The sequence below is a fragment of the Pseudidiomarina aquimaris genome (genome assembly GCF_003987395.1).
Lineage (GTDB): Bacteria > Pseudomonadota > Gammaproteobacteria > Enterobacterales > Alteromonadaceae > Pseudidiomarina > Pseudidiomarina aquimaris.
In genome coordinates this window covers 317,253-343,092 of record NZ_PIPT01000001.1, presented here as the reverse complement: position 1 = coordinate 343,092, position 25,840 = coordinate 317,253, and the positions used below count along the sequence as shown (strand labels likewise).

18 protein-coding genes and 1 tRNA gene are annotated in these 25,840 nt (G+C 49.4%); 1 reads left to right on the top strand and 18 read right to left on the bottom strand.

From position 1 onward, the window contains the following. Position 1: 1 nt before the first annotated feature. Genes uup through rlmKL form a run of 3 tightly spaced genes read right to left on the bottom strand, consistent with a single transcriptional unit; the run spans position 2 to position 4,291 of the window. Complete coding sequence (gene uup, locus CWE21_RS01690) at positions 2-1,933, bottom strand: ATP-binding cassette ATPase Uup (RefSeq protein ID WP_126832530.1); 1,932 nt, start codon at positions 1,931-1,933, stop codon at positions 2-4. Then, positions 1,930-2,166, bottom strand: a complete 237-nt coding sequence (locus tag CWE21_RS01685) for a glutaredoxin family protein (RefSeq protein ID WP_126832528.1) — start codon at positions 2,164-2,166, stop codon at positions 1,930-1,932. The genes uup and CWE21_RS01685 overlap by 4 nt, the downstream gene beginning before the upstream one ends. Beyond that, positions 2,159-4,291: a bifunctional 23S rRNA (guanine(2069)-N(7))-methyltransferase RlmK/23S rRNA (guanine(2445)-N(2))-methyltransferase RlmL gene (gene rlmKL, locus CWE21_RS01680; protein WP_126832526.1), complete on the bottom strand. Its 2,133-nt coding sequence runs from the start codon at positions 4,289-4,291 to the stop codon at positions 2,159-2,161. The genes CWE21_RS01685 and rlmKL overlap by 8 nt, the downstream gene beginning before the upstream one ends. Before the next feature lie 175 nt (positions 4,292-4,466). Here rlmKL and CWE21_RS01675 point away from each other — a divergent pair. Beyond that, a tRNA-Met gene (locus tag CWE21_RS01675) sits at positions 4,467-4,543 on the top strand. Here CWE21_RS01675 and CWE21_RS01670 read toward each other — a convergent pair. The 15 genes from CWE21_RS01670 to CWE21_RS01600 all read right to left on the bottom strand — a co-directional run bounded on the left by CWE21_RS01670 (position 4,522) and on the right by CWE21_RS01600 (position 25,826). Continuing rightward, on the bottom strand, positions 4,522-6,330 hold the full coding sequence (locus tag CWE21_RS01670) for a bifunctional 2',3'-cyclic-nucleotide 2'-phosphodiesterase/3'-nucleotidase (RefSeq protein WP_126832524.1): 1,809 nt from the start codon (positions 6,328-6,330) through the stop codon (positions 4,522-4,524). The genes CWE21_RS01675 and CWE21_RS01670 overlap by 22 nt on opposite strands. 12 nt (positions 6,331-6,342) lie before the next feature. Then, positions 6,343-6,894, bottom strand: a complete 552-nt coding sequence (locus CWE21_RS01665; protein WP_126832522.1) for a cell division protein ZapC domain-containing protein — start codon at positions 6,892-6,894, stop codon at positions 6,343-6,345. A 79-nt stretch (positions 6,895-6,973) separates the two neighbouring features. Continuing rightward, positions 6,974-7,981 carry a quinone-dependent dihydroorotate dehydrogenase gene (pyrD, locus tag CWE21_RS01660; RefSeq protein ID WP_126832980.1) on the bottom strand — a complete coding sequence of 336 codons (1,008 nt, stop codon included), beginning with the start codon at positions 7,979-7,981 and terminating at the stop codon, positions 6,974-6,976. A 2-nt stretch (positions 7,982-7,983) separates the two neighbouring features. Further along, on the bottom strand, positions 7,984-12,825 hold the full coding sequence (locus CWE21_RS01655) for an NAD-glutamate dehydrogenase (RefSeq protein WP_126832520.1): 4,842 nt from the start codon (positions 12,823-12,825) through the stop codon (positions 7,984-7,986). 218 nt (positions 12,826-13,043) lie between these two features. Further along, positions 13,044-15,668: an aminopeptidase N gene (pepN, locus tag CWE21_RS01650; protein ID WP_126832518.1), complete on the bottom strand. Its 2,625-nt coding sequence runs from the start codon at positions 15,666-15,668 to the stop codon at positions 13,044-13,046. Positions 15,669-15,691: 23 nt separating this feature from the next. Then, on the bottom strand, positions 15,692-17,167 hold the full coding sequence (gene nhaC, locus CWE21_RS01645; protein WP_126832516.1) for a Na+/H+ antiporter NhaC: 1,476 nt from the start codon (positions 17,165-17,167) through the stop codon (positions 15,692-15,694). 61 nt (positions 17,168-17,228) lie between these two features. Continuing rightward, positions 17,229-18,605 (bottom strand): sodium-dependent transporter, encoded by a 1,377-nt coding sequence (locus CWE21_RS01640; protein ID WP_126832514.1) that lies wholly within the window; start codon positions 18,603-18,605, stop codon positions 17,229-17,231. Between the two features lie 109 nt (positions 18,606-18,714). Further along, positions 18,715-20,778 (bottom strand): carboxy terminal-processing peptidase, encoded by a 2,064-nt coding sequence (gene prc, locus CWE21_RS01635; protein ID WP_126832512.1) that lies wholly within the window; start codon positions 20,776-20,778, stop codon positions 18,715-18,717. Positions 20,779-20,782: 4 nt separating this feature from the next. Further along, positions 20,783-21,427: an RNA chaperone ProQ gene (gene proQ, locus CWE21_RS01630; protein WP_126832979.1), complete on the bottom strand. Its 645-nt coding sequence runs from the start codon at positions 21,425-21,427 to the stop codon at positions 20,783-20,785. Further along, entirely contained in the window at positions 21,420-21,662 is a 243-nt protein-coding gene (locus CWE21_RS01625; protein WP_241970192.1) for a hypothetical protein, read from the bottom strand. Before CWE21_RS01625 ends, proQ begins: the two co-directional genes overlap by 8 nt. Before the next feature lie 37 nt (positions 21,663-21,699). After that, entirely contained in the window at positions 21,700-22,179 is a 480-nt protein-coding gene (locus CWE21_RS01620) for a GAF domain-containing protein (RefSeq protein WP_126832508.1), read from the bottom strand. Positions 22,180-22,182: 3 nt separating this feature from the next. Next, positions 22,183-22,473, bottom strand: a complete 291-nt coding sequence (locus CWE21_RS01615; RefSeq protein ID WP_126832506.1) for a YeaC family protein — start codon at positions 22,471-22,473, stop codon at positions 22,183-22,185. Continuing rightward, a complete protein-coding gene (locus tag CWE21_RS01610; protein WP_126832504.1) occupies positions 22,473-22,799 on the bottom strand; it encodes a hypothetical protein in 327 nt (108 codons plus the stop codon). The genes CWE21_RS01615 and CWE21_RS01610 overlap by 1 nt, the downstream gene beginning before the upstream one ends. 141 nt (positions 22,800-22,940) lie before the next feature. After that, entirely contained in the window at positions 22,941-24,626 is a 1,686-nt protein-coding gene (locus CWE21_RS01605; RefSeq protein WP_126832502.1) for an alanine/glycine:cation symporter family protein, read from the bottom strand. Positions 24,627-24,695: 69 nt separating this feature from the next. Next, positions 24,696-25,826, bottom strand: a complete 1,131-nt coding sequence (locus tag CWE21_RS01600; RefSeq protein WP_126832500.1) for a M14 family metallopeptidase — start codon at positions 25,824-25,826, stop codon at positions 24,696-24,698. Positions 25,827-25,840: the final 14 nt, after the last annotated feature.

Genomic DNA, 25,840 nt, shown 5'->3' with positions numbered 1-25,840 from the left:
TCTAACTACTCTCTTTTTGTAAGTTTTCAAGCTCATCCCAGCGCTCAAGTGCTAGCAAAAGCTCTTCTTCTAGTGCTGCAAGGCGCTCTAGCACCGGTCCGGTTTCAACATGCGGACGGGTATAGAAACTTGGGTCGTTGGCCTGCGCCTGCAGTTCCTGTTGTTCGTTTTCTATTGCTTCAATGCGTTCCGGTAGCATATCAAGTTCACGCTGAAGCTTATAGGATAACTTTTTCTTGGGCTGCGCTGAACCCTTATCTTTCGCGTTTTCTGACTGCTTGTCTGGCACTTTAGTTCCCGTATCTTTTGCGGAAATTTGTGCAGCGTTAGCCTGTTGCTTGAGATAGTGCTCGACGTCCTGAAAATCACCGACAATCTCGGTTACTTTGCCGGCCCCTTCGAAGAGTAAAATGCTGGTCGCCGTGTTGTTAACAAATTCACGGTCGTGACTCACTAAAATGACCGTGCCTTGATAATCGGCGATGATCTGCTCAAGGAGCTCAAGGGTATCGATATCCAGATCGTTGGTTGGCTCATCGAGCACTAGCAGGTTACTTGGTTGGAGAAATAACTTGGCCAGTAAGGCGCGGTTGCGCTCGCCTCCGGACAACGCATGTACCGGGGTACGAGCTTGTTGTGGAGCAAACAAAAAGTCCTGCAGGTAACTTAGAATATGACGCGTGCGACCATTAAAGGTTATATCTTGCTTGCCATCACCCACGTTTTCCGCAACTGACTTTTCTGGATCCAGTTTGGCGCGGTGTTGGTCAAAATAAGCGACTTCAAGATTGGTGCCTAACTTTAATCGGCCGGCATCGACGCTCTGCTCGCCCAAAATTAAACGAATCAGGGTGCTTTTCCCGCAACCATTCGGGCCCACTAACGCAATCTTATCGCCGCGTTGCAGGGTTAAACTAAAGTCTCGCAAAATAGGTTTATCACCGAATGCCAGCTCAAGGTGCTCGCCCTCAAAGACCAATTTGCCTGATCGTTGTGACTCTTGCACTGCTAAGCGTGCGGACCCCTGCTGCTCGCGCCGTTGTTGTCGCTCTTTACGAAGCGCTTGCAAAGCACGCACGCGGCCTTCGTTACGCGTGCGACGGGCTTTGATCCCTTGGCGGATCCACACTTCTTCTTGGGCCAATTTTTTGTCAAACTCGGCATTTTGGTTAGCTTCAATTTCGAGTAGTTCTTGTTTTTTCTCGAGATAAGAATCGTAGTTTCCTGCAAATGAGCTCAATTGGCCGCGGTCAAGATCGATAATGCGCGTGGCAAGGCGACGGATAAACATACGGTCGTGACTTATAAATAGCACCGCGCCGCGGAAATCGAGTAGCACGGATTCAAGCCACTGCACCATTTCGATATCGAGATGGTTGGTCGGTTCGTCGAGTAAGAGTAGATCGGGCGCTACGACGAGTGCCCGTGCGAGCGCAACCCGCCGAAGCCAACCACCTGAAAGCGCCGCCATCGACATATTTTCATCGAGCCCCAGACGCGTGAGTGTTTGCTCGATACGGGTCTGTAATTGCCAACCATTGGCGGCTTCAAGTTGGGTTTGCAACTGGGCCAAGGTGCGCATGAGACTTGCGTCTTCAGGCTGTTGGGTCAGTTGTTGTGATACCTCGTGATAGCGTTTGAGCACAGCACCTACTTCAGCAAGCGCTTCAGCGACATAGTCATAGACACTCTGCTCTGAGTTGGCGGGTGGATCTTGGGGTAGACGAGCAACCACGGTATCGCCAACTTTCTGAATCACTCCGTCATCGAGTTGAATATCACCCGCGATGGCTTTCAATAAGGTAGATTTGCCGGCGCCATTGCGCCCGACGAGACAAAGTCGTTCGCCCTCTTCGATGACCAAGTCGACATGGTCGAGAATGGGCTCACGACCAAAAGCCAATTGCGCTTGTTGAATACGTAATACAGTCATGCCGTTATAAATTCCATCAAATCACCGTTAAAGGGCCAACGCAGTTCCGCGTCATCTTTTCCACGCACAAGTACTGGTACCAGAAGCGCGTATTCGTCTTGGAGCTCTTCCTGTTGCGTGATATCGACCCAATGCAAGCGAATCGGCTGCTCAAGTTCTAAGCTATGCAATTGCGCAAGCGCTTTATCACAAAGTGGGCAATTCGGCTTGGTAAGCAGGTAGAACTCACTCATGACGATGCACAACCTTAAAGAGGTGATGAATTCCCTTGTGACGCGCAAAATCCTGACTGATGGAACGCTGCGTCCAATCCTCGGCGGCTAAAAAGGCTTCTTTTAATCCTTCTTCATCAAGTTTGAATTTGCGCTTGTTATTGGAGAAGAGAATCACGCCGTCATCTTTTAACAAACGCGCCGCGAGCTTAAGTAACATGACGTGATCACGTTGCACATCCAGCACATCTTGCATGCGTTTCGAGTTCGAGAAGGTGGGCGGATCTAAAAAGATCACATCAAACCTTTGCTGCGGCGGTTGGCGCTGCAACCACTGTAAGCAATCGTCTTGGAAAAACTTATGTTGACGCACCGATAGCCCGTTCAAACGGAAGTTATCTTCGCCCCAAGCTAAGTAGGTTTTCGAGAGATCGACCGAGGTCACTTCACGGGCACCGCCCAAGGCGGCTTGCACCGACGCCGTACAGGTATAGGCAAACAAGTTTAGTACGCTTTTACCTTGACTCAAACGCCCCAATTCACGTCGTGCCCAGCGATGATCAAGAAAGAGTCCGGTATCGAGGTAATCACTTAAGTTGACTTCGAATTGAGCACCATATTCATGCACCGTAGTGACAATATGACGCAGTTGCTGGCGCTGGTATTGCTGCTTACCACTTTGTTTCTGACGAACCTTTAAGTGCATGTTGGCGGCTGCAAATGGCAGCACTTCTGCTAATGTATCGAGCAGATACCATAAACGCTCCTTGGCAACAGCGGGTGGAATGTCTTTAGGCGCCGCATACTCTTGGATGACCAAATGCTCGTTATAAACGTCGACAGCAGCGTTGTATTCAGGCAGGTCAGCATCATACAGACGCCAAGCACTAAGGCCCTCTTTTGCCGCCCATTTTTCTAGTTTCTGGTAATTTTTCTTAAGTCGATTTGCAAGGTCGCTTGATTGCTCTTGAGTAAACTCAGTTTGCTCTTTTTGCATATCATAGAGGGCTAGAATCACCTCTAAAGCACCGTTAAAAAGCTTATATTTCTTATGGCTACGCAATTTTAAGCGCTTTAATAAGCTTTCATCACCGGCAAGAATAGCGACTTGCCAGCCACTAAACTGTTGCCGCAATTGTTGTCCAAGACGGCGATACAGCAGCAATGTTTCTACTTCCTCACCCAGCCGCTCACCATACGGAGGGTTACACAGCATGATGCTTTGCCCTTCAGTGCTGGCGGGAGCCTGAACTTTTGTGGCATCTATGGCCTGCCACTCACAACGCGAGGCGATACCTAAGCGTGTTGCGTTTTGATCGGCAATGCCAAGCATGCGAGGGTCGTTATCTGAGCCATAGATGCGCAACTGCGATTGGCTTTGAGCCTGTGCAAAACGTTGCTCAGCCTCATTAATCAGTTGTTGCCAGATCTGTGGTTGGAATTGTCGCCACCGTTGCAGCCCCCATGCCGTGCGGCGCAGCCCTGGAGCATGGTCAAGCACAAGCATTGCGGCTTCTAAGAGTAACGTACCTGAACCACAGAATGGGTCGGCTAAAACTTCAGTGCTGGTAGTGACTCCAGCTCGCAGCGCAATTGCAGCAGCTAGCGTCTCACGTACCGGTGCTGCGCCCTGCTCTAAGCGGTAGCCACGGCGATGCAACGGCTCGCCGACGAGATCTAAATACCAAGTGAGTTGATCTTTATGCAGATGTGCATGAACGCGGATATCAGGGGCCTCGCGATCGACATTTGGTCGGCCCAGCCCTTGTTCGCGAAAATGATCAACAATACCATCTTTGACCATTTGCGCGCCAAATTGGGTGTGGCGCACTTGTTGGTTTTGACCTGTGAAGCTAACAACAAAACTCTGCTCCACGTTAAAATGTTCGTGCCACAACGTTTCACTAATCGCCCGTGTGACGCGATCGAGGTCGCGCCCCACCTCACAATTACCGAGTTTCAATAACACGCGACTGGCAAGTCGGCTCCATAGACATGCGCGATAGGCACCTTCTATATCACTTTCAAAGCGGCACCCTGCGACCGTTTGTTGAACCTCAGTGAGCCCAAGCTGTTGCAGCTCATCAAAGAGCAACGGCTCGAGTCCTTTGGCACAGGTGGCAAAATAGTGAGAGGTTGCAGTCATATCTTTGGCATGTCCTTAGCTAAATGTGGCGTCATTATACGGCATGCGAGAAGCGCTGTATTGTCGGAATTGTAGGAAAAAGCAGCAATCAAACGAAATGTGCTGAAATAAACAGCAGTTGGTGCAATGCGTGCTTGCGTTCTACGAAAAGCTTGGTAACATGCGCAGCATCGGACGCGGGGTGGAGCAGTCTGGTAGCTCGTCGGGCTCATAACCCGAAGGTCGTAGGTTCAAATCCTGCCCCCGCAACCAATTACTTGCCAGTGATTTTCAAGTTCTTCTGTGTACTGCCCTTGCGGCAAATTCCCAATATATTTTAGCAAAACATCCGCGAGCATATCTGCGCCACGAATGACTGTATTCGTACCATCTAGGTGTGGGAAATCGCCACCACCATTGGCACGATAATTATTGGTTGCGACATAAAAAAGTTGGCTAGCAGCTACTTGTTTTCCGGCGAAGCGCAGATCCTTAATGCGGTGACCTACCGCCGCAGTACTATCAATGGTGTAGTCCAAGCCCAACAACATATCAAAATTATAGTGCGGAAATTCTTGATTGAGTGCCTGCCAGCAATCTTGCGGGTCGGCATTCTCTTGAACTTGACTAAAGGCGGTCGCGCTCATCTCTAGCCAGTCTTTGATTTGTGCACCGTTTAGTTGGACGATATCGAGCGTGTTCGGATAGCGATAAAGATCGCCAATGGCACCGCGAGTAAGCGGGCCGGCAGCTATCTCCGTAGCTGTTTCATCTGCGCTAAAAGCTGCATCGAATGGCGCTGCGGCGCTTAAGATGGGGAGTTGCTCCAGTTGACTCGCAGCGATAAGTTGTCGCGCTTGCCAAAGCTGAGCGCGCTGCACAAACTGGACTGCTGAACTGGGTTGCCAACGGGCTGTTTTATAACTCAGCGGCTGTTCGGTTGTGCCTATGGGTTGCTGCATAAAACGAAGCGTCGCTGCATGGGCCGACTGTAAATGCTTTGCTAGTTGGGTATCCACCGGCGTTGCCGCCGTGACCGCACGCGTCGAACTGGAAGTGCCGACGACCTGCCAACCGCTGGTTGCGGAATAAGCGAGTTCGAGGTCAATAATGCCTAAATGACTTCCATAAATGCCCGGCTGCACCGTGGCGACACCACGCACCACCCCAGCAGTGCTGTCGACGTCAGGTAACTGGTCATAAACATTGGAGCCTGGGAAGACCTCATGCTGATGGCCAAGCAACATGGCATCAATACCTGCAATACCCGCTAACAGCCAACCCGTTTGTTCGCTATCCTCAGGGTCGCTCGTCTGCTTAGGCATTCCCGTGTGGGCCGCTAATATCACAACGTCAGCGCCCTGCTCGCGTGCTCTCTGTACGCGCTTTTGAGTACTGCTTACCATCGGTAAAACGTCCGCTTTACCTTTCAAGTGATGCTGGTCCCATTGCATAATTTGTGGCGGCGCAACGCCTATCACTGCAATCTTTAATGGTATCGATTGCGTTGTCTGTGGCAGCTTTACCTGGCGTTCGATCCAAGCGATATCCAGCCACTCAGACTTGAGTGCAGCGGCTGTTGCAGCAGATAACTCAAGATTGCTGGCAAGTACCGGAAAAGCAGCATCGCGGTAAGTTGCTGCCAAATAGTCGAGACCAAAGTTAAACTCGTGATTGCCAAGGTTCGCGACATCATAGTTGAGGTGGTTCAATGCTTGGATGATTGGGTGTGTTTTCGTAGCTACTGGAAACTCCGCAACTGCGTAATCGGCGAGCGCTGAACCTTGAATCAAATCTCCGTTTTCTACCAAAATAGCCAGCGGCTGTTCTGCTCGAGCTTGGGCAATGAGCGTAGCTGTCTTAACTAAGCCCTGTTGCGCAACTTCCTCACCGCTAAAATAATCGTAATTAAGCATTTGTCCATGAACATCGCTGGTGCTCATGACACGCAATGTGGTGCGGTAATTTTCAACTTTGGACATAGAGTGAGCTACGTTAGTGATAGAAAGAAAAAGTACAAATGTACTGGCAAGCAGTCGATAAGAAAAACGTGGCGGCATAACGGCCTCTAATCAGGCGTGGCGTAAGTGCTCGTCATCAAGGTGAAGTTGCAGATAGTGACTGGGTTGCAGTCGATTTCGTAACACTTTAACCGAATCAAACTGCTGCATTTCTTTTACCTCAGAGAGCGTCATTGAACTTGCTAAACACATGCATTCAGCGAATTCATCATCAATGTCAATAATGGCGAATAATGCGTTTTCAATCCCTGAATTCAACTCTACCAGCGCACCGACATCGAGGTCATAGTTAGGGGCTGTAGTGCAGCTTTGGAAATACCAACTTTGCGGCATTTGTGGACGGCCAAAACGTTCAAGAATGGTACGATTCAATGCAGCTTGCGTCAGCAACATTGGATCCCATAATTCGTAGGCACTTAGGACGTCATAAAATTCTTGGAAGCACTCCGCATCTTCCATAGTGAAAGCTGCATGTAGTGGGTTCATTGGGATAAGACGAGAGGTTTTGTAGGGACATTTATGCACCAGCCCGTGATCGAGCTCTACCGATAGCTGTTGCGTCTCAGGATCAAAGATCCAGCGCCAATGCTGCGATGCGTGCACAAATTGCCCCTTCTGTTAACGCTTATTGGTATTTTTATAATGCTTAACTGCGAATTAACATAGCGAAAAACTTCGTGGATTACAAGTTATTCACGATGTTCCGGATCAGTTTGGGTCCATGGTAAATAAAGCCAGTATAAACTTGTACTAAGCTCGCTCCGGCCGCCAGTTTTGCCCGAGCTGCGGCATAGGAATCAATCCCACCGACGGCAATAATCGGCAATTTATTCTGCAATAAACCAGAGAGTTCTCTTACCACCCGCGTACTGTCTTCAAATAGTACCGCCCCGCTCAACCCGCCGGCTTCATCAGCGTTTGGTAGCCCTTCGACAGCCTCACGTTTGAGTGTGGTGTTGGTAGCAATAACGGCGTCAATCTCATGCTTGAGGAATGCCTGTGCCATCGCAGCTAACTCTTCCGAGCTAACATCGGGCGCTATCTTTACTGCGAGCGGCACGTACTTTTCGTGCTTCGTGGTCAACGCTGCCTGCTCTTTTTTCAGCGCAGACAATAAAGAGTTTAATGCTTCACCGTGCTGAAAAGCGCGTAAGCCCGGCGTATTTGGCGATGAGATATTAACGGTGATATAGCTGGCATACGGATAAACTTTACGCATGCAAGCAATATAATCGTTCGCCGCCTGCTCTTCTGGCGTGTCCTTGTTTTTGCCAATATTGATACCCAGCACACCGCGAAAACGTGCTTTCTTGACTTGCTCTACGAGATAATCCACACCGTGATTATTGAAGCCCATGCGGTTAATGATGGCTTCTTTTTCCGGCAGGCGAAACAGTCTTGGTTTGGAATTGCCCGGCTGAGGACGCGGGGTAACCGTACCGACTTCAATAAATCCGAAGCCCATTTGCGCAAAGGCGTCGATACATTCCGCATTTTTGTCTAAACCCGCAGCTAAGCCGACTGGGTTGGGAAAATCGATACCCATGACTTTTACCGGCTTCGTTGCAACCTTTTGACGCCAGAATGCCGCCAAAGGGGTATGCGCATACTTGTGCAGTATGCGCATTGAATGATCATGTGCTTGTTCCGCATCTAAACGGAACAAACACCATCTTGCTGCACTGTACAGACTCACACGCTTACCGCCGTACAGTTGTGGTTTAACAACATCAACTCACGCAGTGCCACTGAGAACTTCGCAAACTCATGTGTCTTGGTCGTGCGGAAATCCGACAACATGTGCAACCAGCGATCAACATAGACACGGTTCTCTTCCAACCAAGCAGCCAGTACTTCCAAGCCATCGGTCTTCGGATCGCCGCCCATCAGCATACTCAAGGTGAGTGAACGTTGTTGCCAGTCAAGCTCTTCGCGGAAAGCCGCGCGTGCCAACGCCTGCCAATGGTTATCCACCGGTTGCGAATTGATCTGTTCAAGGAACCAATGCAAGGAGACTTCTGCCCCTAGGTGGAAATAGGCATTCGCCACACTGCCAACTTTGCGCTTGGTTTCGTGGACAATATCCGCGACATCTAGCGCCGAGAACAAGGTTGATAGAATCGCGATTTGTTCCGCCAATTTAGCCGGTACACCGGTATTGGTTAAACGCTCGATTTCTTTTTCGATTCCCGCGCGCTCATCGTCAACCAAGTAACTCAGAACGTTCTTACGCAGATCGTTAAAGGCACCTTGATAGAAATCCAATTGATCTTGAATTGTCTCTAACTCAGGGCGACGATGACGCAAGAACCAACGAGTCGAACGACGGACCACCCGACGCAGCTGGAACAACATTTGATTTTGCACATCCGCAGGGATCTTGTTGTTGCCAGCTTCGATTTGCTCCATCAAACCACGTAAATTAAAGCATTCACGGGCCACAACGTAGGCTGAAGCAACTTCAGCGGCGGTCGCACCGGTCGCGTCCATCTTACGGAAGACGAAGTTCGGCCCCATGTCGTTAACGATGTTATTTGCCAAGCGAGTGGCAATGATTTGCGCCCGCAGCGGGTGCGCTTGCATCGCATCGGCATAAGGTTCTTGTAATGGTTTTGGAAACGCGTTGATAAGCGAACGTGCATGGAACGGGTCGGCCATGACCGCGTCGTCCAGCAGATCTTCTTTCAAGACCATCTTACCGTAGGCAGTGATCACCGCCAGTTCCGGCCGCGTAAAGCCCTTACCGCTTGCTTGACGCTCTGCTAGCTCGTCATCGTCCGGCAAGAACTCCAAGGCGCGATTAAGTTGTCCTTCACGCTCAAGATGATGAATAAAGCGTTGCAGCTCTTTGACCTGATCCGCACCACGCAAAGCCGTCACCGAAATAGATTGTGACTGACGATGACAGTCTTTGAGTACGATTTGTGCGACTTCGTCGGTCATATCGTAAAGCAACTGGTCGCGTTGCTTACGGGTAAGCTCGCCCTGAGCTACCAAGCCATTAAGCAGGATCTTAATATTGACTTCGTTGTCCGAACAGTCAACGCCGCCGACGTTATCAATCGCATCAGTGTTGATACGTCCACCGTTACGCGCATATTCGATACGGCCCAGTTGGGTCAGACCCAAGTTACCGCCCTCGCCGACAATTTTCGCACGCAATTCTTTACCGTTAACACGGAGCGCATCGTTAGCACGGTCACCTACATCACTGTCGCTTTCTTTGGCTGACTTAACATAAGTACCGATACCACCGTTCCAAAGAAGATCCACTGGCAGCATTAAAATGGCCCGGATCATATCGGTTGGCGTCATCGATTTCTTCTGAGTACCAAACAGCTTCTTCATCTCTGGCGTTAATTCGATAGCTTTCGAGCTACGCGAGAAAATGCCACCGCCAGTCGAAATCAATGAGCTATCGTAGTCCTCCCACGAGGAGCGCGGTAGTTTGAACAGGCGCTCACGCTCGGCATAGCTCTTCTTCGCATCGGGTTCTGGGTCAATGAAAATGTGCATGTGGTTGAACGCCGCAACAAGGCGTGTGTGCTTCGATAGCAACATGCCATTGCCGAATACGTCGCCGGCCATGTCGCCGATACCTACTGCGGTGAATTCGGTGTTTTGGCAGTCAATGCCAATTTCGCGGAAGTGACGCTTGACCGACTCCCAGGCACCACGTGCGGTAATACCCATTTTCTTATGGTCATAGCCCACGGAACCGCCCGAAGCAAAGGCGTCACCCAACCAGAAATTGTAATCTTGTGAGATACCATTGGCGATATCAGAGAAAGTGGCAGTGCCTTTATCGGCGGCAACCACAAGGTAAGTGTCGTCTTCGTCGTGACGCACAACATCCACCGGCGGCACCACTTCGCCTTCAATGATGTTATCGGTAATATCCAACAACGCACGAATGAAGGTGCGATAACATTCTTTACCCTCTTCGAAAAACGCTTCGCGCTCTTCCGGTAGTTGTTTACAGAAAAAACCACCTTTGGCGCCGACCGGCACGATAACGGTGTTTTTAACTTGTTGCGCTTTAACCAAGCCCAAGACTTCGGTACGGAAGTCTTCGCGACGGTCTGACCAACGCAAACCACCACGCGCTACTTTACCGCCACGTAAGTGCACGCCTTCGACGCGCGGCGAGTAAACGAAAATTTCGTACTTCGGTAATGGCAATGGCATTTCCGGTACTTTTTCCGGCATAAATTTCACCGAAATGTACGGCTTGTCTTCACCGGCAGAATCTTTTTGGAAGAAGTTCGTGCGCAGTGCCGCCAAGATTAATTCAACATAACGGCGTATGATCCGATCGTCATCCAGGTTGGCAACGTTGTCGAGCTCGCTGGTAATACGTGTTTCCAACGCTTCGATTTTCTTATTGCGACTCTTCGTGCCTGGCTCGAACTTACTGAAGAAGAGCTTCACAATAAGGGTCGCGATAACAGGATACTTGCTAAAGGTGCTTTCAATATAACTCTGGCTGAACGTGGTGCCAATTTGGCGCATGTATTTAGCGAACATACGCAAGATGATCACTTGGCGACCGGTTAAACCAGCGCTTAGAACAAGACGGTTGAAACCGTCATCTTCATAGTGTCCTGACCATACTTTCGCAAATGCGTCTTGGAACAAGTCACGACTTGCTTCAAGGTCGAGCGTTGCGTTGCTATGCAGCATCTGGAAGTCGAGTACCCAGAAAATATCGCCGTTGGTCGCTTTGATTTGATACGGGCTTTCACCAATGATGCGCAAACCAAAGTTTTCTAACATGGGTAGTACATCGGACAAATGGATCGGCTCGTCTTTATGGAAGAGCTTCAAGCGAATACGTTTACTCTGCTCATTCTCTTCACGCGAGCGATAAAAGAGCATACCCAACTTATGGTCTTTATCGAGTGCCTCGAGCTGTTGAATGTCAGCAATGGCTACTGACGGCAAGACTTCTTCTTTGTACGCACGCGGGAAGGCATTGGCATACTTTTTATTTAACGCATTGGCTTTTGATTCGCCAAAGGTGCTGCGCAAAATACGCTCAAAATTATCTTCCCAAGTGCGGGCCGCTTCAACTAAATTCTGTTCGAGTTCTTTCACGTCGATGTCCTGTACATTCTCGCCAAGGCGCACGGTGTAGTGCGTGCGGGCGAGTGACGATTCCGAAAAGTAAGTGGTAAATTCAACATCGTACTTACTGTTAAGAGTAGTAGCTAAAATGCTTTGTGTTTTTTGGCGCAATAAAGTGTTGTAACGCTCTTTCGGCACATAAACCATGCAAGATGCAAAACGACCGAAAATATCGCGGCGCACAAATAAGCGGGTCATATCCCGTTCTTGCATCTGTAAGACACCCACGCCGACATCAAGTAAGTCGCTCTCGCTCGCTTGCACGACTTCATCACGCGGATAGGTTTCTAGAATATTCAGCAACGCTTTGGCAGCGTGTGAGTTTGCCGCAAAGCCAGAGGCATCCATCACGCGCTTGATTTTCTCACCGACTAACGGCACGTCACGCGCACTGTTGTTGTAGAAGCTGCTTGAATACAAACCAATAAAGCGATCTTCACCGATGACTTTGCCGTTTTTATCGAAGCGTTTCACCCCGATATAGTCGCTATAGGCTGGACGGTGTACGCGTGATTTCGAGTTAGTTTTGGTAACCAACAACAGTCGGTTGTCAAAGGTAAGTTCACGGGCAACTTCTGGGAGTGAAGATACCAAGCGTTCTTTATTGGTTGCAGATTTACGCATAAGGCCGAGACTTGAATCGGCCTGTTGGCGGATCACATAATCGCCTTCCACCGCTTTCAGATCGTAGCGGCGGTAGCCCATCAAGGTAAAGTTGTCTTTCGCTAACCACTTCAAGAATCGTTGCGCTTCTTTCAATTCTTTTGCGTCGCCTGGATAGTTAATTGAACTCAGTTCTTCAGCGACTTGCTCCATGCGCTCGCGCATGGCCTGCCAATCGGTTACAGAATAAGTAACATCATCCATGACCGAGGCGAGCTCGCGTTTCAGCTGGGCAATCGCATCTTTACTTGTCTGCCGATCGATTTCGATCAAGAAGACCGTGTCCACCTCGTTGTCGCCACGCGTGCCTGGCTTGAGTAATTTCGAGATGCGCTGTTCGCTATCACGCTCATGGCTCAGTGGTAGGTGCAACAGCAGATGCGAATTAATTCCCATGCGTGAGAGTGCCATGCGAATCGAGTCCACCATGAAAGGCATGTCGCTTTGGATAATCTCAATAATCGTATGAGCAGATTCCCAGCCATGGCGCGCGACTTCTGGGTTATAAACTTTAATCAGCGCTTTTTCGCCTGGACGGTAGTCATTGAAACTGTGCCACAGCCCCATAATGGCACCATAAAGATCACTATCATTGCGTTGCGCGAGTTCGTCAGATGCGACGTTGCGGAACATTCGAAGGGCAAAATCTTGGATGATATCAGCGCGGTCGGTCGCGCGTTGCTTAATGAGCGCGGCCACTTTCTGCAGAATTACGGGGGTCTGGCTGTCGCCAACGGAGTTCATGCTAAGTATCCTTGTAACCTATTGAGGTAGAACAATACTGTGAATGAGTTAGAACAATACTGTGATCTGTCACAGATTTTTCCGATAGCCTTTATTGTCGGACATTTAGCCGCGCTATTCAATGATAATAAACAGGAAAAATCAGTGTTCAGACCACGGTTTACGCGGCCTGAACATGAATATGACAGCTTTGTGCATGAATATTGAGGTTCGTCGACTTATTGAGCTAACGCACTCTCAACTTTTTCGGCAAGATCGCTCGCTAAGTTATCTATCCCCTGTAGCTCGATAAGGCAGTCTTTAAGCATTTGTTGCCGTTTGCTATCGAAACGTCGCCATTGTAAAAACGGCGTGATAAGACGTGATGCTACTTGTGGATTCAGGGTGTTCAATTGCTTAATTATTCCAAGCACGAATTGATAGCCCTGCCCGTCGGCACGGTGAAAACTAATGCTATTACGACAGAAGGTCGCAACCAAAGCGTAAACGCGATTAGGGTTACGTAAGGTGAACTTAGGGTGATCGAGCAGTTCTGTCACTCTTTCAACCGTTTCTGCATGCGGTGCGCTGGCCTGAGCTGCAAACCACTTATCCATAACTAACGGCGTTGCTTGCCATTGTGAGGCAAACTCTGCCAAAGCCCGCTGATAATCTGGCAACTGCAAGTGCACGGCAAACTCCAAAGCCGCCTGTTGCAGCGTCATACTTTGTCCTTGAGCTGCTTGCGTGAGGACCTTAGCCGCGTAATCTTCAGGTTTGGCTTTGGCTAAATAATATAAGCAACGATTTTGCATCGCCCGTGCCGCCATCGCCGCAGCACTTAAGTCATGCTCATCGGCCGACAGCCCGCTATAGATTTCAGCAAAGTCAGCGCTTAACGCTAGCGCAATTTGACCTCGTAGGTCTTCAACTGCAGTAGCAATGGCTGCTAACGGGACATTTTCGCTAAAATACTCGATGAGCTCTTCGGCGCTCGGTGGCGTGAAAATAAGCGCTTTCAAGGCATCATCTAACGGTGCATGCAGAACTTTTCTTAAACTATCAGCAAGCTGCGTTGGCAAGACAAGTTGGGTTTGCTCACGTACAGCCCCCAGCAACACATGCAGATACATCTGTTGTGCTGCTTCCCAGCGCGTGACTTCTTGTTCGGCGTGAGCTAACAAGGTCGTATAGACTTCTAAATCAACATCGCGTTCGAGTTTCACGGGAGCACTGAAATTTTCCAACCAGGCAATGACCGGCTTTTGCTCGATATTGGTAAGCTCGAGTGTTGCTGATGCTTCAGTACAAACCCACAGTTCACTGCCCGACTCGTGCCGTTGCAATTGTTCATGCTCGACGGTTAAACGCTCCCCCTGCGGCGAGTAAAGGCTTAGCAGCAGTGGGATAACAACGGGCTGCTTATCTTTTTGGCCGGCTGTGGCAGGTGTTTGCTGCTCAACCGTCAACTTGAGCACATGTTGTTCGGAATCGTAATCTTCACGAATACTGACGAGCGGAGTACCTGCTTGACTATACCACCTGCGGAACTGCGTCAGGTCGGTCGCATTTGCCGCTTCCATTGCTGCGACAAAATCTTCACAGGTTACCGCTTGGCCGTCATGGCGTTGACGATAAAGTTGCATCCCCTCTTGGAATCCGCCTTCACCTAACAAAGTATGCAGCATGCGAATGACCTCAGCACCTTTGTTATAAACCGTGACGGTGTAAAAGTTATTCATTTCGACAACTTTATCGGGCCGTATCGGGTGTGCCATTGGACTGGCATCTTCATTAAACTGATGACTCCGCATGACACGAATCGCATCGATGCGATGAACTGCCCGTGAACCAAGATCGGAACTAAATTCTTGATCACGGAAAACGGTGAGCCCCTCTTTCAAACTCAATTGAAACCAATCGCGGCAGGTAATTCGATTGCCGGTCCAATTGTGAAAGTACTCATGGCCGATAACGGATTCGACATGAATAAAGTCCCAGTCGGTTGCCGTAGCGTTGTCGGCTAAGACGTATTTTGAGTTAAAAATATTGAGGCCTTTATTTTCCATCGCCCCCATATTGAAAAAGTCGACGGCGACAATCATGTAGCGTTCGAGATCATATGCCAAACCGAAGCGCTCTTCGTCCCACTTCATCGCTTTTTTGAGCGACTGCATGGCGTAATCGGCGCGGTGCAGGTTTCCTTTATCAACAAAGAGCTCCAATAAGACCTCGCGACCTTCCATGGTCACGTAATGATCAGTCAAACGGTCGAAATCACCCGCAACCAAGGCAAACAGATAAGCCGGTTTGGGATGAGGATCATGCCAAGTTGCATAATGTTCACCGTTCTCGGTTTTACCTTTGCTCTGTAAATTCCCGTTACTCAATAAGTACGGATAAGCGTCTGCGTCTGCTCGCACGGTGGTCGTGAAAACAGCCAGTACATCCGGACGGTCAAGATAGTAGGTAATGCGGCGGAAGCCCTCTGCTTCGCACTGGGTACAATAAGCACCACCGGATTTATACAAACCTTCCAGAGCACTATTTTCGCTTGGGTTTACTTCGGTTTCGATGGTGAGTTCGAAATTGTCCGGTACTTGGGCAATACGAAGCTGGGTTGCACTGACTTCATAGTCAGTACTTGCCAAGGGTTGTCCGTCGATAGCGACGCGCTTTAATTGCAAATGCTCCCCATCTAATTCAAGCGCACCGGCACTAAGGCGTCGTACCTGCATCACGGCAACCACACGCGTGGCAGTGTCGTGCAAATGGAAATCGAGATGAATGCTATCGATAGTAAATACCGGAGTGCGATAATCACTCCGGTATTTAGCGGTTTTCTGAGTTGTTACTGCGGTCATAAAGCCCCTACTTCTTGATGACTTTAGTTGCTGTGTGCGGGTTCCGAAACAGTGCTGCGCTCGCGGCGCAAGATACGAATGCCGGTATAACCGTAGAACATCGCAATGAGCGGAGTGAGCCAGTTGAAGAATGCGAACGGCGCATATTCGAGTGGACTAATAGCTAAGGTACCCATCATAAAGGCACCACAGGTGTTCCACGGAATGAGCGCAGAGGTCAACGTACCACTATCCTCCAGGGTACGCGATAACACCCGAGCGTCGAGTCCACGTTGTTCATATTCCTCGCGGAACATACGCCCAGGGATAACAATGGCCATGTATTGGTCGGCGGTCAGCAAGTTCGCGCCGAAACAGGTGAACAATGTTGCAGTAATCAGGTTACCGGTTGACTTTGCAAAGCCAAGTACGCCAGAGATAAGGCGTTGCAGCAAGCCTATTTTTTCAACAACGGCACCAAACGCCATGGCGCTTAAGATGAGCCAAACGGTATTGAGCATGCTCGACATACCACCGCCACTGAGCAGTGAGTCCAGTTCTGTGTTGCCAGTCTCAACGGTGATACCATCCGTCAGCGCCATCCAAACCATTTTTAAGCTCGCCACAGCAGAATCTTCACCGGCGAGACGGGTAATAACATCGCCTTGGAATAAAACTGCCCAAAGACCACCGAGTAAGGCACCGAAGAACACGGTTGGCAAAGCAGGCTTGCGGGTGGCTGCTAACGCTAGTAGGACAACTAGCGGCACTAACATTTCCCAGCCAATGTTGTAGGCATTTGAGATTTCGAGTTGCATCCGCTCTAATTGCGCGACACTTGCATTCACATCCGTGTTCAAACCAAGAATAGCAAATAGAAGCAAGGCAATAAGATAAGCCGGACCTGCTGTGTAAAACATATAGCGGATATGCGCGAACAACTCAGTACCGGCCACGGCAGGTGCTAGGTTAGTCGTGTCAGAAAGTGGTGACATTTTGTCGCCAAAGTAGGCGCCAGAAACCACTGCGCCCGCGGTAATTGCCGGAGATAAGCCCATCCCCGTAGCAACGCCCATGAGCGCGACACCGATGGTGGCAGCGGTGGTCCATGAACTGCCTATAGCGAGGGCAATAATACCGCAAATAAGTGCGCTGGCGGCGTAAAACCAGCTCGGATTCAGAAGTTCCAAGCCAAAATAAATCATCGTTGGTACGGTACCTGACAGTAACCAAGTACCGATCAGTGAACCGACCGCGAGGATGATAAGTAACGCACCTAACGCAACTGATATCCCTTCTTTGATACCCTCTTCGATGTCTTCCCAGCGATAGTTATTTACAAAACCGATGATCACGGCAACGCCGCCCGCAACCCATAAGGCAATTTGGTTCGGGCCGTAAGACGAATCTTCGCCGAATAAGTAGACCGAGCTGGCTAGTGCAATGATCAACACTACCAACGGTAGCGCTGCCTGCAGCAGGCTCGGTTCTTTGAAGGCTGAATAAGATTGGTTTCGCATAGTTAGTTTCTCAAATTAAATCAGCAAATTAATTCCGTGAAATAGTTCGCGTCGAAGTGTCTTAGAACACGCCGATAAGTTGCAAAAAGATAATTACGATAACCACTGGCGCAAACCAGCGGACCATCCAGCGCCAAAGCTTGAAGACGACTGGGTGCGTATCGAGTTCGTCTTGGCTGGCGGGACGCGTCATAACCCAGCCACTGAAAATGGCGAGTAATAAGCCACCCAATGGCAACAGTAGTGAACCTGTTGCATAATCGATCACGTCAAACCATGACGCCAGCGTCTTGCCCGGAACACTCCAGTCCAACTGTGTCCAACTGGCTCCAGCAAAGGAGTAAATCGTGAGCTGGCCAAGCAACCAAAGCGTCAAAACGGCGGTGATAGTAGCACGCCAACGTCCCCAATCGAACTTTTCCTGCAAAAATGCGACCGCCGACTCAATCATTGCGATAGCTGAGGTAAAAGCGGCAATCACCAACATGACAAAGAATAGCGTCCCAACAAAAACGCCACCCGGCATGCTGCTAAAGGCGACTGGCAAGGTTTGGAAAATAAGTCCAGGCCCCGCTTCGGGGGTGAGTTGACTGCCGAACACAATAGGAAAAATCGCAAAGCCAGCCAGTAAGGCAACAACCGTATCCGCCATCGCTACCCAGAGCGTCGTCTGCACCACTGAAGTTTCGCGTGGCAGATAAGCGCCATACATAATAACAACACCGGAAGCCAAGCCGAGCGAGAAGAACGCATGCCCCAAGGCTAACAACACACCGTTTAAAGTTAAGTCGGCAAAATTAGGTGCAAACATGAAGCTTAGCGCGGCGGCAAAATCGCCAATCATTGCGGCATAAACAGCAATTGCAATGAGTAAGGCAACCATAATTGGCAACATCCAGCGTACGGTGCGCTCAAGGCCGTCCTTCAAGCCCTTGCCTACGACGAGAGCTACCCCGAGTAACACGGCAGCATGCCAGAACGTAAGCCGCTGCGGTGAGCTGACCAATTCCCCGAACATGCCTTTAATGGCAGCGACATCTTGCCCGACAAAATGACCACTCGCGGCTTCGTAAACATAGGCAGCGGCCCAACCGGCAATCACAGCATAGAAACTTAGGACTAAGAAGCCAGTTGCCATACCGACCCAACCGGTAATTTGCCATGCTGAACTACGACCTGACTCTTTCGCCACCTCGCGTGCGGCAATACCTGGACTATGGCGGCCTCGCCGGCCAATGATGATTTCCGCCATCATGATGGGGATGCCAATCGCTGCAATACAGAGCAAATAGACGAGGACAAAGGCGCCACCGCCATTCTCACCCGTGATATAAGGGAACTTCCAAATATTGCCGAGACCGACTGCCGCTGCAGTGGATGCCAAGATAAACGCCATGCGGCTTGACCAGCGGCTGGCAATAGCTTTTTGAACTGTCATAACCAAGTGTTCCGTAGATTATTATTATTGTTGCTTGGGTTTTTCTAACGTCATATAGGATGCCACAAAAAAGCCGCCATGGGCGGCTTTTTGGGCTAAGCGCTGCATTTTACTGCATGGCTATCTTCATGGAATCGATAAGCTCGAAACTCAGCACTAGGGTTTCGTTTAGGTACGGATCCGGTGCCTCATAGTCCTCTGGCACATCCTCAAGTTTTTCTACCGGCTCAAACCCTGCCCGCAATAAACGTTCATTCATGCGAGCTAAACGCTTCGCTTCGTCGGCTTTTTGCTCGGCTTCACGTTCTGCGAGCACGAGGCTAACCCAGGTTTTCGCTTTTTCGCGCTGGTATTCAGCAGCATCTTCCATAACGTAATTAAACTCAGGATTAGCCGCAATATTTTGCTGACTTAGCTGGCGTAACTGTTGCAGTTTCTCTTCGGCAAGAAGGTTAACCGTTTCATAAGTCGCCGTGTCTAACTTGTCCCAAGGCAAGGCATTTTCCAAACTGCTCTCACCAAACTCTTCAACATCAGTTACCGTTGGGAAAGTGATATCTGGTGCAACACCTTTTAACTGCGTGCTACCGCCATTGATGCGATAAAATTTGGCAATGGTGTACTGGACGCTACCTAAAGGTTCGTCGAAGAAGTCAAAACGACGTTGTAAGCCGCGATGTTGCTGTACAGTACCTTTACCATAGGTGTTTTCACCCACGATCAGCGCCCGCTCATAGTCTTGCATCGCGGCAGCAAAAATCTCTGATGCCGATGCGCTGTAGCGGTCAATCATGACCACTAACGGCCCGTTATAGTAGGTCATGTCGTCACGGTCACCGTTAACTTCACGGCGGCCACTGCCGTCTGCTACTTGGACAACCGGGCCAGAATCAATAAACAATCCGGTGAGGCGAATCGCTTCTTGCAGGCTACCGCCACCATTAGTCCGTAGATCCATAATAACGCCTTCGGCGCCGGCCTCTTCGGATTCAGCGATCAGTCGTTTCACGTCCTCGCTGACATTATGGTAGAAGCTAGGGACTGTAATCACCCCCAAGGTGCGGCCTTTATAAGGCCCCTCTTCCATGGTTTTGATGTCGACTTTCGCCGCACGGTCTTCGAGTTTAACTTCATCACGAACAATCTTAACCACTTTCGGTGTGGCGCTTGCAGATTGGTCCGCTTTCAATACCTGAAGTTGCACGGTCGAGCCTTTGGGCCCCTTGATAAGCTCAACCACTTCGTCGAGTCGCCAGCCGATAATATCAACGAATTCAGCATCTTCTTCGTCACCCTGTGCGACGCCGACAACGCGGTCATCCGGAGCAATATTGCCGTTTTTATCTGCTGGACCGCCAGGGACTAAGCTGCGGATTACGGTGTAATCATAGTCTGACTGCAAGACGGCGCCGATGCCCTCCAACGAGAGGTTCATATTCTGCTCGAAGCGTTCAGAGTTGGCCGGCGAAAGGTAACTGGTGTGCGCTTCAACGCTACGCGCAAACGCATTCATGACGGTCTGGAACACGTCCTCGCTATTGGTTTGCGTGAGGCGTTTCAGCGCATTGTTGTAACGTTTTTCAAGTGTTTCAACGACATCAGGCCACTCTTTACCCGTCATGGTAAGGTTTAGCGCATCGTATTTCACCCGCTGCCGCCACAGTTCATCAAGTTCAGCTTTAGAACTGGCCCAGTCAGCGTCTTCGCGGTCATAATGATAACGGTCATCAGCAACCGTAAAATCAAAAGGTTGCTCTTTATCGAGTAGGCTTAATGCATATTCGTAGCGTTGATAGTTACGCTGAAGCGCCTTATCAAAAAGCGCATAAGCTGGGCTCAACTTGCCCGAGTGAATCATGTCATCAAACAAGTGCTTGTACTCAGCTGCTTGTTCAACATCTTCACGCAACAAGATCATCTTGTTGTAGTCAAGCATTTCCAAATAGCGATCAAGAATGCGCTCTGACAGTTCGTTGTCGAGTTCCATATTTTTGAAATGGTAGCGCGTAAAGTAAGTTGTTACGCGTTGACTCACGACACTGTGCTGATCTTCCTGTTTAAGCTCTGGCAGTTCATCTATTTCGTGCGCCGGTGGTACCGCGATAGCAGTCCCAGTCAAGCTTAAACCGAGGGTGATTGAAAGGGCTAACTTCTTGAGCGCTAATTGTGCCATATGACTACTCCTGCTGTGCAACAAAGATGGCGTCCGTTGCAACTTTGACCGTCAAACCATTGTGAAGTTGCACCACCACATCATTTCGGTCGCGCTCGATAATCTCACCTGCAACAGGTTGTTTGCCAGCTTTCACCTGAACCTTTTGCCCCACTTTGAGATCATCGCTTTGCGCTGCTTGTAACTTAGGCTGTGGTGCCTGTTTAGGTTTACGTTTGCTGGTGACTTTTGGTTTAGACGTGAGCTTTTGTTTCGGAGCTTTGTTGCGCTTGGGTGCTGTCGCACGTTGCTCGGCTTGAGCTTTTTTCTTACGTTCAGCCGCCGCAGCCTGTGATTCGGCAAGCGCTTCTGCTGCGTGCGTCTGGTGTTCTTCTTCAACGGGCCCAACAGCTTTACCATCAAGATCAATGCGTTCGCCACCCGCTTTCATCGCACGTAGATAGCGCCATGAATTGGTGTAATGTCGTAACGCAGTGCGTAGACGTGTTTTACTTACACTCTCATCATCTTCTAAGCGTTGCGCAAGTTCCTCGAAAATACCAATTTTTAACGGTTTTGCGTCGCCTTCAAGCGAAAAGCAGGCCGGGAATTTGGCTGCAAGATACGCTAGAACTTCTTTATTATTCGTTAATTTCTTTACTTCAGTCATCATCATCGCTTTCCTGCTGACGGGCGTCAGCTAATTGCTCCGTTATGTACGCTTGCATTTCATCGCTGTCGAGGCCTAAGAGGTCAGGGTTTTCGATCCAATCAAATAGGGTACGGCGTACTACTTCTTCTAACTTGTCGAGGGTATCACTTTCTTCGCTGTATGCGTGAATATAATGCAACATCTCGTTCATTTGATCGACGGCTTCATCGGCGTCGTCTTCGAAAAAAGCCATATCGCTATGACTTACAAGATAAGCATAAATATCGAAATCACTGTACATCAGAAAGCGACGCCCAATTTAAGGTTTCTATAAATCGTCCCAGCTCGGTTAACCCCGCAGCGTCCTCTTCGGTGAAGCGGCCAACGTTCGGGCTATCGAGATCAAACACGCCAACGACCTTGTCGTTAACGATAAGTGGCACCACTACCTCGGAGTTTGATGCGCTATCGCACGCGATATGTCCGGGAAATGCGTGAACATCATGCACACGCTGTGTTTCACGGCTACTCGCCGCAGCGCCACAAACGCCTTTACCAAAGTCTATACGTAAACATGCGACTTTGCCTTGAAAGGGACCCAAAACAAGTGTTTCAGGGGCGCGGGTAAGATAAAACCCAACCCAGTTGACGTTTTCGAGCGTGTCGAAAACCAAAGCTGATAGATTACTTAGGTTGGCGATAAGGTCTTCTTCGCCAGCAGTAATTGCCTGCGCTTGCGCAAGCAGTAGAGAATAGTCGGTACGACTCATGATTTAAGACTCTTCATTATGCAGTGGAAACGATGCAATGGTTTCTTCGTTTGGCTTTAAAGACGCTTTCATTTCACGCTTACTGCGTGTCACGAGTAAGCCGTCCGCACCTACACGGAATGGTTCGTCCGATGGGCAATATTTGGCTTGATAGGCCATTACCAATTGAATGGTATTTTCTTTCTGTGCTTCAGTAAGTGCTACACCGTCAGGCCAACGTCCTGTTTCCACTGCGGTGACAAGACGCGCAAAAGTTTCTGGTGTAATACTGGCCAGCAGATCTTCAAACTGCATTAACGCTCTCGCTTGTTCATTAATAGGCGGACACGATTCACTAAGAACCACAACAAACCGAGGAACAGCAAGCTATAGCTGATTTTTGCGTACCAAGAATCTTCATGCGGTTGTTCGAGAAAGATATAGGCAAACGCAGCAATAGCAATTAACAAAGCCAGCATCGATTGGCTCAATAGCTTTTCCTTTTTCCGCTGCTGTGCGCGTTCTTTTTCGCGACTCAGTTCTTCTTTGCTGCGGCCAGCGAGAACATAATCGCAATGCGAACATTGTTTGGCTTTATCGGAAGTGCGTTTGTTACAGGAGGGGCAACGAATCAGCGCCATCAGGTCCTCTCTCTTTTTACATCAGACTAAGCAATATAAGGGTTTCAGCGTCAAATTCAAGCGTTCCGACGGCGGATGGCAAAAAAAGAGCCCGCAAATTGCGGGCTCCTAGATAAGTTGCTGATTTTGACTCTTCAGCGTTTATTCTTGTTCTTTCTTTTTCGCTTGTTCAGCATCAAAATCTTGCCAGTATGCCTTCACAGTGTCCTTCATCTCGCGGCGTAATAACATAATCCCCAGCAAGTTGGGTAAGGTCATTAAGACTATCGCCACATAGGACAAGGTCCACACCAGCGTGGTGTCAGCAAACGAAGCTACGAAGAAACCGGCCACATAGATGATGCGATACGGCATCACGCCTTTTTGGCCGAACAAGTAAACGACTGCTCGGTCACCATAATACGACCAAGCGATGGCGGTCGAGAATGCGAAGAGCATTAAGCTTATCGGTACGATGTACTCCCCTGCACTGCCAAGGAAACCATTGCTAAAGGCAATTGAGGTAAGCGCTGCGGAATGTACCAGACTCTCGCCAACAATCACGATGTCTTCTTTCATCAAGCGCCCATTATCGATCCGCAGCGTACCCGTGTACGGATCCTCACCAGCAACGATAAAGCGTACATTTTCCGCAACCGAACGTGCGTGCAATAGCGTGTAACCGTTTGATACTGCTGCGCCGTCCCGGACTTGAATCGTACCAGTAAACTTCTCGATGGTATTCTCATCGGTGCCGTTGAGGTAGTGATAGAGGGCCGTACGGTCAGCGTCAACGCTATCGTTGTAATTACCCGCTACGATCTCTAAGTCGGTACGCGAGAAGGTGTTTTCATGCTTCTGATTCCATACACCTGAAGACAAGATAACCAAACCGGTAAGTGTACAAACGATGATGGTGTCAATGAAGGGTTCAAGAATGGAAACCAAACCTTCAGAAACTGGCTCGTCAGCACGTGCAGACGCGTGCGCGATCGGTGCCGAACCTTGACCTGCTTCATTCGAAAATAGACCACGGTTAACGCCGCGGTTGAAGGCGTAGGCAAACGTCGCACCCAAGAAACCGCCGGTGGCTGCTGAGCCCGTAAAGGCATCGGTAAAGATGGCAGCGAACGATGGGCCAATTTGGTCAACGTTATAGAAAATAACGCTCAATGCACCGATGACATACAACACACCCATAATCGGGACGATTTTCGAAGTAACGGCAGCAATACGTTTGATGCCACCGATAATGACCATGGCAAGAAGAATAGCTAAAACACCACCGGTAAGCATTGGGTCAAAGCCAAAGCTCATTTCCATACTTTGCGCGATGTTGTTAATTTGCGGCATGTTACCGGTACCGAAGGAACTGATAATGGTTGCGATCGCAAAGATCACTGCCAGCCATTTCATGTTTAAGCGTCGGTCCATATAGTACATCGGGCCGCCAGCCATCGTGCCGTCTTCGGTTTTTACGCGGTACTTGTGCGAAAGTGTGACCTCAACAAACTTAGTGGTCATACCCAAGAATGCAGTCACCCACATCCAAAACAGTGCAGCAGGACCCCCTAAAAAGATAGCTAACGCTACACCACCGATATTACCAGTACCTACGGTTCCCGAAAGAGCCGTAGAGAGGGCTTGGAAGTGACTGGTGTCGCCTTGTGCGCCCTTTTTGTCAAATTTACCCGTGACAACTTTCCAAGCGTGTCCAAAGAAGCGGATCTGTGGAAAACCGAGGTAGAGAGTAAAGAAAATACCTACACCCAAAAGGATGTAGGGAAAGTAAGCTGCCGAGCCAAGATAGCTATCGAGCAGCAAGAGAAAGTTGTTAATCGCTTCCAAGGTGTCCCCCTTGCGAATTGTTATCGTTATTTATTGTGATTATGGTTATTTAAAACTAACTTGCGCGCATTAATCGCGCAAGTTATTTGCTACCGCATAAACCGCACTTAGAACATCTGCTCCTAATTGAGCGCTGCGATTCGCCGACCAGCCAAAATCTTCGTCCGGCAAGTTGGCATTATCTTTAAATGGCATTTCTAAGGTAAAGGCCAAACAGTCGAAACGCTCAGAAACTGCGTTGCTTGCTACGGTGAGGTTGGCTTCGCCTGGCTTATCAACTTCATAGCCAAATTCAGTTTGGAACTCTGGCGTAATCGCTAACAAGGTATCTTTGAATTGCTGTGCTAGTTTGTCATGGCGCTCGTTATAGCAAGGCACGCCTTCACAACCGGCGAGGAAGTTATACGGTAAGTTCTCGTCGCCATGGATATCCAAGTAAAGGTCAACACCCGTCTCATCCATCGCCTTAAGTACGTAGTAAACTTCCGGACTCTTCTCTAAGGTCGGCTCAGCCCATTCGCGGTTAAGGTTGGTGCCCACCGCATTGGTACGCAGGTGACCGCGTACGCTGCCATCTGGGTTCATGTTCGGAACAACATAAAACACGTTATTTTGTAGTAGCTTGCGCGCTGCCCCGTCTTCGTCATCGAGTAAGCGTCCCAACATGCCCTCGATAAACCACTCAGCCATACTTTCACCAGGGTGTTGGCGTGCAGTTACCCAAATCTTGCGTTTGCTGTCGTCCGGTTCACCGATGACCAAAAGGTTCATGTCGCGACCGTCAAGTGTTGGACCTAGAAAGACATGTTCCACTAAGCTTGACTGTTGCGCCCACTGGATCAAATCCTGATGACGTTCATACGAATAAGGAACGAAGTAAGCAAAGTAAACACTTTCTTGTTCTGGTGTATAGGCAATGGTTAATGTCTTGCCATCGAACTGAGTGGGTACACGAAACCAAGTTTCACGGTCATAAGAGGCAAGCGCTGAATACTCTTTCCAACCGTCAGGATAAGCTGATTCGCCTGCGTTTGTGATACGCATCACATGTTCGGTTCCCACTTCGCCGTAGAGTTTAAAGTGGAACCATTGGTAAAAATCAGATTGGTTGTCACGGCGAATTTGCAATTCAATATCAGTTGCGTCTTCAGCACGAATGACGTCAATGTTGCCGCTATCAAAATTAGCTGTAATGAACATTGTGTTTCCCTATT